This window comes from Roseateles depolymerans (assembly GCF_003387155.1).
GTDB lineage: Bacteria > Pseudomonadota > Gammaproteobacteria > Burkholderiales > Burkholderiaceae_C > Roseateles > Roseateles depolymerans.
On the sequence record NZ_QUMT01000001.1, the window covers coordinates 214,234 to 227,111 of the forward strand.

Below are 12,878 nucleotides of genomic sequence, written 5' to 3' on the forward strand. Positions count from 1 at the left end.
CAAACACCGGTGCGAGCACCGGTGTTTGTGTCTGGAGAGGACCGCCCCCGGGGCCGTGGGCGGGTCAGATCTCCCCGTGCGGGAACCGCCGGGTTCAGCGCAGGCCGGCCACGTAGTCGGCCACGGCCTTGATTTCTCGGTCGTTCAGCTTGGCGGCAATCGCGGCCATGGCGGCGTTGTTGGCGCGGGCACCGGCGCGGAAATTGGTCAATTGCGCTTCGGTGTATTCGCTGTGCTGGCCGGCCAGGCGCGGGTATTGCGCCGGGATGCCTGCACCGTTGGGGCTGTGACAGCCCGCGCAGGCAGGCACCTGCTTGTCGGCAATGCCACCGCGGTAGATCTTCTCGCCCAGCGCGACCAGTTCCTTGTTCTTGGAAGAACCCGGTTTGGCCTGCTTGCTGGCGTAGAACGCAGCGACGTTGCGGATGTCGTCATCGGTGAGGGCGGCAGCCATGCCGTTCATCACCGCATTGACGCGTTTGCCGGCCTTGAACTCATGCAGTTGTTTGGCCAGATAGTCCGCATGCTGGCCTTGGAGGATGGGATTGGCAGACAGGCCCCGGGAGCCGTCAGCCGTATGGCAGGCCGCGCAGATCTGGGTGGCCTTGGCTTGACCTTGGGCAAGATCGGGCTTGGCAGCGGGTTGGTTGTCCGCCGCCCACGCAGCGCCGGACAACAGAACCAAGCTCGACAACAAGAAAGAGACAGTCTTCATGAATGTTGAGGGGTTGGATGAGCGCAACCGAGAAATCTTACAATGGGGTCTCTTTGACACCCGAAGCGCGATGACCGATTCCAACAAGAAACCCGCTTCGGCGACCCCAGGGAAACCCGCAGGCCGCACAAGTCCGGGAACAACATCAGGGACAACGCCTGACCCAGCGGCCGCTTCCGAACGGGCGCCGGGTGAAAAGCGTTCGGGCCCCAAGGGCCTGAAAGTGTCGGCGGCCGTGCAGGCGGCGAAGGACGCCAAGGCGGCCAAGCTGGCCAAGTCTGGGGGCAAACCGGGCAAAAAATCGTCGGGCAAGAAATCGTCGAGCAAGGGTCCGCTCAAAACGGGCGGCAAAGCAGGGGCAACACTTGGCGCCAAAGCGGGCAAGGCCACCCAGGCCGGCCCTCAGGCCGCCGCCCCCAAGCGACGCGATGCCGTGGCCGCCCCTGTAGCCCCCGAGCCGACCGACACCGTGACGCCCGCCAAGCGCGCCCTGGCCTGGACCCACACGGCCCGGTTCCTGACCACGGCGAGCCAGTTGCATCATCTGCCTCAGAACGGCATCTTGCCGGGCCAGGAGCCCGACGACGAGACCGATGAGCGGCTGGCCGCTGAACAGGCATCGTGGGAGGACACCGACCTCTCCGATGGAGACGATGACGCTCTCGCCCGTGATGACGGTGAGGAGGATGGCATCGAGGCCGACGGCGACGAGGACACGCGCGAAGCCGGTGAGCCCGAGACGCTGCCGGCTCGCCCGCTGCCGGAAATCGCCTTCGTAGGCCGCTCCAATGCGGGCAAGTCCACGGCCATCAACACACTCGCGCAGCAAAAGCGCCTGGCGTTTGCGTCCAAGACGCCGGGTCGTACGCAGCACATCAACCTGTTTGTGCTGGGCCCCAAGGACGCTCCGGACGCCCTGTTCGCCGACCTGCCCGGTTACGGCTATGCCGCCGTGGCTCGCGACGCCAAGCTGCGCTGGCAGCGCGTGATGGCCGACTACCTCAGCCAGCGCGAAACCCTGTCGGGCGTGGTGCTGATGGTGGATTCACGTCACGGCCTGACCGACCTCGACAAGCAGTTGCTGGAGTTCGTCTCCGACCGCGTGACAGCGGGCGAGGTCAGCCTGCTGGTGCTGCTCACCAAGGCCGACAAGCTCAACCGCAAGGAAGGGGCCGCTGCACTGGCGCAGGTGGAGAAGGAACTGGCGGTGCTGGCCACTGAAGACTCCGACATCGCGGTCAGCCTGTTCTCTGCCTTGAACAAGCAGGGCCTGGATGATGCGGCCGAGCTGATCTACGACTGGGCCCACCGTGCGCCCCGTGTGCTGTCGTCGGATGACGAGGACGAGGACGGCGTGTGATCGGCGGGCACCCTGGCCCGCGATCGATCAGGGCCGGCCGATGAACACGTACAGCGAGGTCCCCGCCTTGGGCGCATAGCCCAGCCCCACATACAGCGGCCCGAGTCCGGTGTCCGACCCGAGGAAGATGCTGCTTGCATACCGCAGGTCCTTGGGGTTGATGTCGCGCCGGCTGGTCCAGGTGTTGCCCGCCTCCAGCGTGCCCCCCACGAAGAACCCGCGGGAGAGGAAGGGGGAATCGTTCAACCGCCGGTAGTAGGTCGCGCGGGTGAACAGCAACGCATTGCCGCTGAGCTGATTGGGCTGGTAGCCCGACAGTTGGTGGAAGCCGCCCAGCGTGTAGCCGCCCAGCCCTGAGTCATCAGGCTGCTGCACCGCCACGCCGCGCATGTAGAAGCTCAGCGTGTGGCCACCGAAGCTCTGCACCATCGTGCCGTCGGCGCTCACGCGCACGAACTTGCCGCTGTTGAGGTTCTTGTTGTCCTGCCGCCCGGCTTCCGCCTCGGCGGTGACGCGATACCCGTGCTGCGGGAAGTTGGCGTAGTCCAGCTGGTCCACCACCGTCTTGAGCCGCAGCCCCGATTCGTTGCTGGTCCAGCGCAGCTTGCCGAACTCGGGGGAGAGCAGGGTGATGAGGTCGGGTTTGGCATACCGGATCTGGCGCACCACGCCCAGCCGCACCTCTCCCCAGCGCCCCCAGGGCTGGCCCAGGTCCACGCCTACGCTGGCATCACGACGCACCACCCGGGCCTGTCCGAGAGTGGCGTTGTCCGGGTCGTTGTCGTTGTAGACGATCTGCTTGCGCTGGTTGGCCTCGGCCCAGCCCGCAACGAACCAGTCGTCCGCCAGCCCCAGCCGCAGGCCCAGCGGATGGTAGAGCTCGGTGTAGAGCCGCGGCGTCTCGCCGATGGTGACCTGGTTGCGCCATTCCGTGCCGGTGTCCGTGAGCCAGTGCCGGTTGTGGCTGATGCGCAGGTTGAAGAAGCTGTCGCCGCTGGAGTCGGTGGACAGGTCCATGCCGACGCGGAAGTAGTTGGGCCCCCAGGGCTTGTCTTCCAGGTTGAAGACCAGCGTCTCGCCCTCGTCCCGCTTCTCGACGTGATAGTCCACCCGCTCATAGTCGCCGCTGGAGGACAGGAAGCGCATGTCGCGTTCGGCCTTGCTGTTGTCGAAGGGCACGCCGGGCCTGGACTCCAGCTGGCTGCGCAGCCGCTCCGGATTGGTCAGCTCGCTGCCTTCCAGCTGGATGGCCGCCACCAGCGGCGCCGGCGGCTTGAGCCCGCTGCGGGCCTGTTGCCATTGCGCATACAGATCGGGGCTGACCGCAAAGGCGCGCAACTGCGGCAGCATGGCTTCGGCCGCCTCTTCGCCCAGGCGGATGAACTCCGGCGCTTTGTCGAAGTCACCCGAGGTGAGCTTGCCCAGCCTGGGCGTGATCAGCAGATCTTCGCCGGCCGCCATCGAAGCCAGTGAGCGCTGCACGTTCTGCTCGGTCAGGATGGTGATCATCTGGGAGGTGAGACCCAGCAGCGAATTCAGCGACTCCCGACCCGCCACCGGGGTGCCGACATTGATCGCGATCACCCGCTCGGCGCCCAGCCCGCGGGCCACATCGATGGGCAGGTTGTTGACCAGGCCGCCGTCCCCCAGGATGCGGTCTTCCCATTCCACCGGCGCAAAGACGCCGGGCACGCTCATGCTGGACCGCAAGGCCAGGGCCAGGTCGCCCTGTGACAGCACCCGCTCGGCGCCGCTTTCCATGTCGGTGGCCACGGCGCGGAAGGGCGTCGGCAGGCGGTCGAAATCCGTCACGTCCCGCACCGGCAGCGTCAGCCGGCGCAGCAGCGCTTCAAGGCCTCGGCTGGACAGCGTGCCAGTGGGCACCCGGACCTCGCCATTGCGCAGGCCAAATTCGATCGTGGCGGAGAACTCGAAGTCCTCTTCCTTGCGGCGTTGGGACAGGTCCTGACGATCCACCCGGCTGGCAAACAGCCGGTCCCAGGCGATGCGCCGCAGTTCGTGGTCCAGGCTGTCGGCGGACATGCCGCTGGCATAGAGCCCGCCAATGATGGCGCCCATGGAGGTGCCGGTGATCACGTCCACCGGAATGTGTTCCCGCTCCAGCACCTTGAGCACGCCCACGTGCGCCAGGCCGCGTGCGCCGCCGCCGGACAACACCAGGCCCAGGCGCGCTCGAGGACCGGTCGGCCGGGGGCTGGACACCGTGGCGGGGTCGCCCTGAAGGAGCGGCAAGGGGACCGGCGCCTGGGCAACCGACAAGGGCCTGACCGGAGCGAGTGTGACCGATGCGGACGGCTGCAAGCCTCGCGTCGCGATCGGACCGGCGTGTGCGGACGGCACAAGCAGGCAGACGGCCGTCAACCAGGCCGCCGCCCGCGCCAGTCCGGGGCGGGAGAACATCACGATGCCCCTCAGCGCTGCTGTTCCAGGTCCTGCATCAGCGTGCCGATGGCACGCTGCAGCAACGGCTCCGGCTCCAGCATGGTGATCAGGCCGTTGACCACCAGTTGCTCCAGCGCGCCGCGCGTCAGCGAATGGCGGTCGTCCGGCAACTGGCTGACGAAGAGGAACAGCTGGCCGCTGTCGCTGATCCAGGCGATCTGCGCAGTCACCCATTCGCTCTTGATGAACAGGTGGTACCAGTTGCCGATCTCCATGCCGTTGATCCACTGCTGCAGGGCCACCTTGGCGTCGGGCGAGCGTTCGTCGGCGAACAGCCCGATCGGCACGGTCGGCAGCTGGCCGCGGTCGACCCGCTCGTGCGCCCAGCGCGAGGGCAGCTGCGATTCACGCTCGGCCAGCAGTTGCTGCAGCACCTCTTCCGGCGTGAGTGCCGGCCGGCGCGGTGCGCTGTCGGTGGCCACGGTTTCATCGGCGGGCAGGCCACGCAGCACACGGCCATGCTGGCGCATCAGCTCGTTCATGAAAGCCTGGCGCTGCAGCGGCGGCAGCGAGATGCTGTCCATGCCTTGTTCCAGCGACTGCACCAACTGCGGCAAGCGCGCCCGCAGCCGCTGACGGGCCACGTCATCCGCATGCGGCTGCACGCTGTGCAGCAGCCCGTCCACCAGATCCACGTAGAGCGCGGCTTGTTCGGATTCCCGGCCAAACTGCACCATCGCCTGGGCGATGACCTCCACCCAGGGGCCCAGCAGGAAGCGACGCATCAACTTGCCGGCATTGGCATCGTCCAGCTGGTGCTGCAACTGCTCGCGCAGCAGACGCTGCCATTCCTGGCGCTGCTGTTCGCGGTCGAGCCGCTCCAGGGCACCGGTGCTGGGCTGGCTGTGCTGTTCGGCCTGCTCCCGGATGTAGCGTTCCACCTCGACCAAAGCCTGCTTGAACTGGCTGGCAGCGGGTTGCTCCGCCGCGATCAGCGGCTGGATGCTGCGGTCCACCAATTGCAGGAAGGCCAGCAGGCCCGGGTCGTCCGCATTGCGGTAGCCGGCGCCATGGGCGGCGATGCGGTTGAGCAGCAGCCAGGTGGGGTGGTCCTGGCGTTTGAGCAGCGTCACGTCCAGGCGGGAGAGCCGCACGATGGCGACCTGCAAGCGGCCCATCAACACCTTGAGCTGCGGCTGCAGGCTGGTGTCCGCCAGGATCTGGTCGTAGAGACGAGACAGCAGGTCGCCACCCTTGGCGCTGCCGGGTGCGCCGGGACCCAGGCGCGGGCTGACCACTTCATCGAGCTGATGGGGACGCGTGACGGCGTCCAGCAGCAGCGCGACTTCGTCCAGCGTGGTGTTGGGCGCCTGCGGATTCTGGTTGAGCGCCTTGAACTGGCGCATGCGCAGGTCGGACTCCTTCACCGCCGACCCATGGCTTTGCAGCATGCCACTGAGCTGCGCCTGCCGCAGTTCGCGGCACAGCAGGGTGAAGATCGGCTGCAACTGCCGCGCCAGCGGAAGGGCGGCGATGCGCATCAGCTTGTAGCGGCCGTCGGCGTCCAGGTCCACGCCTTCGATGGCGCGCGACAGGGCATGGGCGAAGACGGCTGCGCGCAGCGGGTTGTCGCTCTTGAGCGGGCGGGCAATGCCGCGCAGCGCGCCGAAGAAGTTGCCCAGCTGATGCAGTTCAGCCCGGGTGCTGTCTTCGATGGTGGTGATGACGTGGGCAATGGCCACGTCCTTGAGCGCCTGGTTTTCATCGACCAGGCTCAGGCTCAGGCTGTCGCTGTGGATGACCTGGCGGTCCCGCGCCAGCGGGTCCTTGCCTTCGGCGGCCAGGTTCAGCAGTCGGCTGAGCGAGGCTTCCAGGTCCGCCGAAAAATGCGCCCGGCGCTTGGACCAGCCCGCCATCAGCTGATGGTGCTCCAGACGGCTCTTGAGTTCGTCCTGGATGCCGCCGTAGACGGCATGCGCCAGGGAGGGAACATGAGCCAGGGTCTCCAGGACCAGGGATTGCTGCGAAGGCGCTTGAACCATCATGAATATGTAAGTGCGCCGCCATTATCGGGCTTTGCCGCACCGGCCGTGCATCCCCTGCCAAGGCGGGCGAAGCAACCCGCAGGGCCGGGGCCGCGGGGGGCGAATTTGTAACGGCCCGCGCGTCGCAGGTGCCTGCAGCCCCCAGCGGCGCTCCCCACGGATCGACGAAAAAAAAGGGTCGCCGAAGCGACCCTTTGATGCAGCGGGACTGCGGGGACAGGGCCAGGCCCTGTCCGTGGACATTACATGTCCATGCCCATGCCGCCCATGCCACCGGGCATGGCGGGAGCGGCGCCTTCGTCCTTCGGCGATTCGGCGACCATGCATTCGGTCGTCAGCATCAGCGAAGCCACGGAAGCGGCGTTCTGCAGGGCGGTACGGGTGACCTTCGTGGGATCCAGGATGCCCATTTCGATCATGTCGCCGTAGGTGTCGTTGGCAGCGTTGAAGCCGTGGTTGCCGTTGCCGGCCAGCACGGTGTTGATCACCACCGACGGTTCGCCACCGGCGTTGGCCACGATCTCGCGCAGCGGGGCTTCGATGGCCTTCAGGACCAGCTTGATGCCGGCGTCCTGGTCAGGGTTGTCACCCTTGATGGTGCCAGCGGCCTGACGGGCGCGCAGCAGTGCCACGCCACCACCAGCCACGATGCCTTCTTCCACGGCAGCGCGGGTGGCGTGCAGCGCGTCTTCCACGCGTGCCTTCTTTTCCTTCATCTCGACTTCGGTAGCAGCGCCGACCTTGATCACGGCAACACCGCCGGCCAGCTTGGCCACGCGCTCTTGCAGCTTTTCACGGTCGTAGTCGCTGGTGGCTTCTTCGATCTGCACGCGGATTTGCTTCACGCGGGCTTCGATGTCAGCAGCAGCGCCGTTGCCGTCGATGATGGTGGTGTTTTCCTTGCCCACTTCGACGCGCTTGGCTTGGCCCAGGTCGGCCAGGGTGACCTTTTCCAGGGTCAGGCCCACTTCTTCAGCGATGACCTTGCCACCGGTCAGGATGGCGATGTCTTCCAGCATGGCCTTGCGACGGTCGCCGAAGCCCGGAGCCTTGACGGCCACGACCTTCAGGATGCCGCGGATGGTGTTGACCACCAAGGTCGCCAGCGCTTCGCCGTCCACTTCCTCAGCGATGATCAGCAGCGGGCGGCCAGCCTTGGCGACGGCTTCCAGCGTCGGCAGCAGGTCACGGATGTTGCTGATCTTCTTGTCGTACAGCAGGACAAACGGGTTGTCCAGCAGTGCGGCTTGCTTCTCAGGGTTGTTGATGAAGTAGGGCGACAGGTAGCCGCGGTCGAACTGCATGCCTTCGACGACGTCTAGTTCGCTTTCCAGCGACTTGCCGTCTTCCACGGTGATCACGCCTTCCTTGCCGACCTTGTCCATCGCTTCAGCGATGATGCGGCCGACTTCGGAGTCGCTGTTGGCGGAGATGGTGCCGACCTGAGCGATTTCCTTGGAGGTGGTGGTGGCCTTGGAGGCGGCCTTCAGCTGGGTGACCAGAGCGGCGACAGCCTTGTCGATGCCGCGCTTCAGGTCCATGGGGTTCATGCCGGCGGCCACGTACTTCATGCCTTCGCGCACGATGGCCTGGGCCAGCACGGTGGCGGTGGTGGTGCCGTCACCGGCGTTGTCCGAGGTCTTGGAAGCGACTTCCTTGACCATCTGGGCGCCCATGTTCTGCAGCTTGTCCTTCAGCTCGATTTCCTTGGCGACCGACACACCGTCCTTGGTGACGGTGGGGGCGCCGAACGAGCGCTCCAGCACCACGTTACGGCCCTTGGGGCCCAGCGTGACCTTGACCGCGTTGGCCAGGATGTTCACGCCTTCAACCATGCGAGCGCGGGCTTCGCCGCCGAAGACAACGTCTTTTGCTGCCATGTGAGATTCTCCGAATTCAGTAGTGAGAGGTCAGCCACGCGACGCAGGGAGTACCGCAGGCGGTGAAAGCTGTGGGTTGCGTGGCACGCGGCGGGCTGGTTGCGCGGGGCCGTCCGGTGGCAGGGCCCGTGAGGGCGGTGCCAGGATCGAAAGGGCCCCCGTGACGCCAGCGCGCCGCGTTGAGACCGGGTGGATTTACTTGGCGATGACGGCGAAGAGGTCTTCTTCGCGCATGACCAGCAGTTCCTCGCCGTCAACCTTGACGGTCTGGCCGCTGTACTTGCCAAACAGGACGCGATCGCCAACGGCCACGTTCAGGGCAACGAACTCACCCTTGTCATTGCGCTTGCCCGGGCCGACGGCCAAGACCTCACCCTGATCAGGCTTTTCGGCGGCGTTGTCGGGGATGACGATGCCGGAGGCCGTCTTGGTTTCGTTCTCGAGGCGCTTGACGATCACGCGATCGTGCAGAGGACGCAGTTTCATCTGATCTCCTTGACTGTGTCGGACTTGATGTCTGAGCCGGCTACGAGAGGCCGACCCGTCACAAGAATGCGGTTAGCACCCTTCAGTGCCAACTGTTAGCACTCGGCGGCGCTGAGTGCTAGCAACAGGATTATAGGGACGGGTTGTGACGTTTCAAGGGGGGTGTCGAGATTCGGCTAACTTGGGAAGTTCGTCGTCTAAGTTGAAACTTTCGCTCCATTGGACAGCGGTAGGTGTCCAAATTGCTCGCAGAGTCAGTGCGCGCACGCGACCCGCTGGTCCGACTCGCGGGGGAGTTTGCAGTCATCCTGGCGCACTGCCCTGCCGATCAGGCGCGAGGCTTGGCGGAGCAGATTTGCGAGCGCATGGATGACTTCCGGTTCGCCGATGATTGCAAGCGGTTCCGCATCGGTTCCAGTGTGGGTTTGGTGCAACTGGACCACCCTCATCAAGGCCAGAACCTGCAAGCGGTTGATCCAACAGAACCCGCGCTCAATAGGGGGCAACGACGCTATACAGGGAGTCGAACCTTCGCAACCAGGCCACCGCCCTCTCGCGGGCGCAGTATCAACTCCGCTTCGCAATGCACGAGCAAGCGCTGAACGATCGCCAGTCCCAGGCCCGTTCCGCCGGTCTCGCGGCTTCTCGAGCCTTCGACCCGATAGAAGGGCCGAATGACCTTGTCGATGGCCTCTGGCGGGATGCCAGGGCCTCTATCCATGACGCTGATCTCGATGGCGTCGGCGCGCGACTCCAGGGCTACTTCTGCAGCACCTGCAAACTTGAGTGAGTTGTCGATCAAATTGACAACGATCCGATGCAAGGCTTTGGGTCGGGTGCGTGTATTGCGGGCGGCACCTCCCGTCCAAATCACCGCCTTGCCCGCGTCGGAGTAGTCAGCGATGGTACTTTCGAGAAGCGCAACCAAGTCCGTGGGAACAAGTGGCTCCTCGACTGCCTGGCTGGTCCGGGCGTAGGCGAGCCCCATCTCTACCAGATGTTGCATTTGCGCCAAGTCAGCCAGGAGCTTGTCTCTGAGGGGCTCTTGCCGGAGTATGTCGACCCGAAGTCGCATCCGCGTGATCGGCGTCTGTAGGTCGTGCGAAATCGAGCCCAGCATTTCAACGCGCTCTTCGAGGTGTTCGTTGATGCGCTGCCGCATCTGCTCGAATGCCTCGGCCGCATCCAGCACCTCACACGGACCCACACGCGGCAACGCGATTCCGCGTTTGCCGGGTCTGAGCGAACGCGCCGCATCCGCCAACTGCTTCAGGGGTTGCGTAACCTGCCGTACGGCTAGCCAGCAGCCGGCTACAAGAAGCGCTAGCTCGAAGCCCAATGCTGCAAGTAGCCATGGCGAGAGACGCAGGCTTGGCGGTCCGATCAACACTGAAACAGGTTGGCCGTCGCGCAAGCGAAGATCAAGTCGAAGATCTCCATCGGCGCCACTGCTCTCCTTGACGACAACTGTCTGCCCCAGTACTTGAGACAGGGACTGCGAAACTGTCTTTGCCATGCCGCTGGGGCTCTCTAAAGGACTGCTCCCCCCGCCCTCGTCACCCAATCGAACCCGATAGTTGGGACGCTGGAGTCGCTCGATCCACATACCGCGCTCGAACGCCGGCAGGCGTTCCAGTATGGCGACAGAGCTCGCGACATCGGCGGAGAGATAGTCCACCATCATCCCGCGCATCCTGAGGCTGCGCTCCGCGAGCACAAACACAAAGGTCAACGCTTGGGCCAGCGTCATGCTGACAACGATGACCACGACCAAGCGCCCTAGCAGCGTTCGAGGAGTTTTCAAGAGCCCTCGCTGGAAGAAGACATGGATTGAACGGGCACAGACAGCACGTAGCCCTCGCTGCGCACGGTCTTGATGTAGCGCGACTCCCGAGGCTCATCTCGTAGCCGCTGGCGAACTCGGCTGACCAGAAGGTCGATCGACCTGTCGAAGACGTCCGCCTCGCGACCTTGCGTGAGCTGCAACAACTGCTCCCTGGAAAGGATGCGCTGTGGATGCTCCAACAGCACTCGCAGAAGCCGGTATTCCGCGCCCGAGAGACGTACGACTGTTCCGTCGTGGTCGACAAGGTTGCGACCCAAGGTGTCCAGGATCCAGTCTCCAAACTTGAGCTGCGATCTGGGAACCTCTGCAGGGATCTGAGGCGGCATCATCCGCGTACGTCTCAGCACCGATTTGACCCGCGCGTAAAGCTCACGGGCGGCGAACGGCTTCGACAAGTAGTCGTCCGCTCCAAGCTCAAGGCCAAGGATCCGATCGGCTTCGTCCGAGCGAGCACTGAGTATGACGATCGGGAGCGATGGTTGCCTGGGCGCTCGGAGCTCTCTGCACAAGCTGATTCCATCCTCTCCGGGAAGCATCAGATCCAGAACGACCAGATCTATCCGCTCTCTAGCGAGCACGTCCCGCATCTCTCGGCCGCTTGCAGCGCCGCTGGCTCGCAATCCCTGGCGCATCAGGTAGTCGACAAGCATCTCGCGGATGTCGGGGTCGTCGTCGACGATGAGGATGTGGTCTGACATGGCCATCTTCACTTTCTGATCTTGCCCCTGCACAGCCGGACACGGGCTATTCGCAATTTAGCGCTGGAATCTCCAGGCGCCGCTGGTCTCTCAATTCACGTCTGAACTCCCAAGGTGACCTCATTTGCAGACTCGAGTGGGGGTGCACCTCGTTGAAGTGCTCGAAGGCTGCTGGCAACTGCGCCATCACCGTCCTAGCGTCCGTCAGGTCCATGCGGCTCAAGTAATCCCGCCGGAAGGTGTTGACGAAGCTCTCGGCCATGCCGTTGCTCTGCGGGCTGCACACCGGCGTGTTGATCGGCTCCAGCCCCAGCGACCTGGCGATCCGTCGGGTATCTGCTGCAATGTATGCGCCGCCGTTGTCTGTCAGGAACTCCACCCGCTGCGACGGGACGCCCTCGACCGATCCGAATCGCCGCTCCACTGCCTCAATCAACATCTCTTTGACCGGCTCACCAGGCAGCCCTTTGCCCGCCCAGGCGCGCCACGCCATGATTTCCCGGTCGCAGCAGTCCTTGACGAACGTGGCCGTCACCGTTTCACCGGAGTCGCACTTGATCTCGAAGCCGTCAGAGCACCAACGGGTGTTGGATGTCGTCACTGCTACCGTGCCATCATGGCGACGGCTCGACGCCGTTCGCTTCGGTGCTTTGGGGAGCAATAGAGCGTGTTCAGCCATCACGCGGTATACCCGCTTGGCGTTGACCCGAGGAAGTGACGCAGCCTTGCGTTCCCGATTCACCAGAGCGCAAGCCCGCCGGTAACGGTAGCTGGGCAGGTCGGCAATCTGCGCCTTGATCTCGCCAACCAACGCCTCGTCCTCTCGCGGCATACGGGACTTGCGGCCGTCCTGCCAGGCGTGCGGTCGGCCCCGCAGCGCATGAACATGCGAGCGCGCCACGCCCAGTGCCTCATACACGACCCTCACTGGTCGTCGTCCGTCGGCAACAAGGGCGAGCGCGCAATCCACTTTTTTTCCGCAGCGTACTCCACGGCCTCCTTGAGGATCTCGTTCTCCAGCGTCTTCTTGCCTAGAACACGCTGTAGCTTTGCAATCTCGGCTCGTGCTGCGGCCAGCTCGGACGCAGGCACCACGGCTTCTCCAGCAGACACCGCCGTCAGGGCTCCCTGACGCTCCAGCTTGCGCCACTGGAACAGCTGGCTCGCCGAGACGCCGGTCTGGCGCGCCACCAACGAGACACTGGAGCCGGCCTCGTAGGTGCGGCGCACCAGTTCGGCCCTCTCGGCCACGGACCATCGTCTGCGCCGCTGGTCCGTCGTGATCACCTCGATGGGCGTATTCCTAGTCGTATTCACAGTCTTACTCCTATCCTCAAAGATAAGCGATAGACCGTGTCCGGTGAATCAGGGGGCTAGCTCATTTCTACAGGAGTCGGTCGGATCGGAGCACATGATGTAAGCCTGACTTTTGTATCTCAGTTTGT

At 64.6% G+C, this 12,878-nt stretch carries 10 protein-coding genes; 2 read left to right on the forward strand and 8 right to left on the reverse strand.

What is annotated here, in order from left to right; translation table 11 throughout:
- Nucleotides 1-94 precede the first annotated feature (94 nt).
- A complete protein-coding gene (locus DES44_RS00870; RefSeq protein WP_058936615.1) occupies nt 95-715 on the reverse strand; it encodes a c-type cytochrome in 621 nt (206 codons plus the stop codon).
- A 691-nt stretch (nt 716-1,406) separates the two neighbouring features.
- On the opposite strand from DES44_RS00870, the gene yihA reads away from it, so the two are divergent.
- Complete coding sequence (gene yihA, locus DES44_RS00880; RefSeq protein ID WP_058937621.1) at nt 1,407-2,075, forward strand: ribosome biogenesis GTP-binding protein YihA/YsxC; 669 nt, start codon at nt 1,407-1,409, stop codon at nt 2,073-2,075.
- Between the two features lie 27 nt (nt 2,076-2,102).
- Here yihA and DES44_RS00885 read toward each other — a convergent pair whose 3' ends face one another.
- The 4 genes from DES44_RS00885 to groES all read right to left on the reverse strand — a co-directional run bounded on the left by DES44_RS00885 (nt 2,103) and on the right by groES (nt 8,889).
- Entirely contained in the window at nt 2,103-4,328 is a 2,226-nt protein-coding gene (locus DES44_RS00885) for a patatin-like phospholipase family protein (RefSeq protein WP_058936614.1), read from the reverse strand.
- A gap of 179 nt (nt 4,329-4,507) precedes the next feature.
- On the reverse strand, nt 4,508-6,523 hold the full coding sequence (locus tag DES44_RS00890) for a DUF1631 family protein (RefSeq protein ID WP_083525865.1): 2,016 nt from the start codon (nt 6,521-6,523) through the stop codon (nt 4,508-4,510).
- Between the two features lie 242 nt (nt 6,524-6,765).
- Nucleotides 6,766-8,403, reverse strand: a complete 1,638-nt coding sequence (gene groL, locus DES44_RS00895) for a chaperonin GroEL (RefSeq protein WP_058936612.1) — start codon at nt 8,401-8,403, stop codon at nt 6,766-6,768.
- A 195-nt stretch (nt 8,404-8,598) separates the two neighbouring features.
- Nucleotides 8,599-8,889 carry a co-chaperone GroES gene (gene groES / locus DES44_RS00900; protein WP_058936611.1) on the reverse strand — a complete coding sequence of 97 codons (291 nt, stop codon included), beginning with the start codon at nt 8,887-8,889 and terminating at the stop codon, nt 8,599-8,601.
- 233 nt (nt 8,890-9,122) lie between these two features.
- Between groES and DES44_RS25880 the strand changes: the two genes are divergently transcribed.
- Entirely contained in the window at nt 9,123-9,491 is a 369-nt protein-coding gene (locus DES44_RS25880) for a GGDEF domain-containing protein (RefSeq protein WP_116001249.1), read from the forward strand.
- Here DES44_RS25880 and DES44_RS00910 read toward each other — a convergent pair.
- The 3 genes from DES44_RS00910 to DES44_RS00920 form a co-directional block, all read right to left on the reverse strand.
- Nucleotides 9,401-10,639 (reverse strand): ATP-binding protein, encoded by a 1,239-nt coding sequence (locus DES44_RS00910; RefSeq protein WP_083526114.1) that lies wholly within the window; start codon nt 10,637-10,639, stop codon nt 9,401-9,403. The genes DES44_RS25880 and DES44_RS00910 overlap by 91 nt on opposite strands.
- Before the next feature lie 50 nt (nt 10,640-10,689).
- The gene (locus DES44_RS00915) at nt 10,690-11,439 is read right to left on the reverse strand and encodes a response regulator (RefSeq protein ID WP_058937620.1); all 750 of its coding nucleotides are present in this window, start codon (nt 11,437-11,439) and stop codon (nt 10,690-10,692) included.
- A 40-nt stretch (nt 11,440-11,479) separates the two neighbouring features.
- Nucleotides 11,480-12,726, reverse strand: a protein-coding gene (locus tag DES44_RS00920; RefSeq protein WP_375137503.1) for an IS3 family transposase whose coding sequence is annotated in 2 segments (ribosomal slippage) — nt 11,480-12,411 and nt 12,411-12,726 — 1,248 coding nt in all. Because the reading frame shifts where the segments join, the coding sequence is not laid out codon by codon here.
- Nucleotides 12,727-12,878 lie beyond the last annotated feature (152 nt).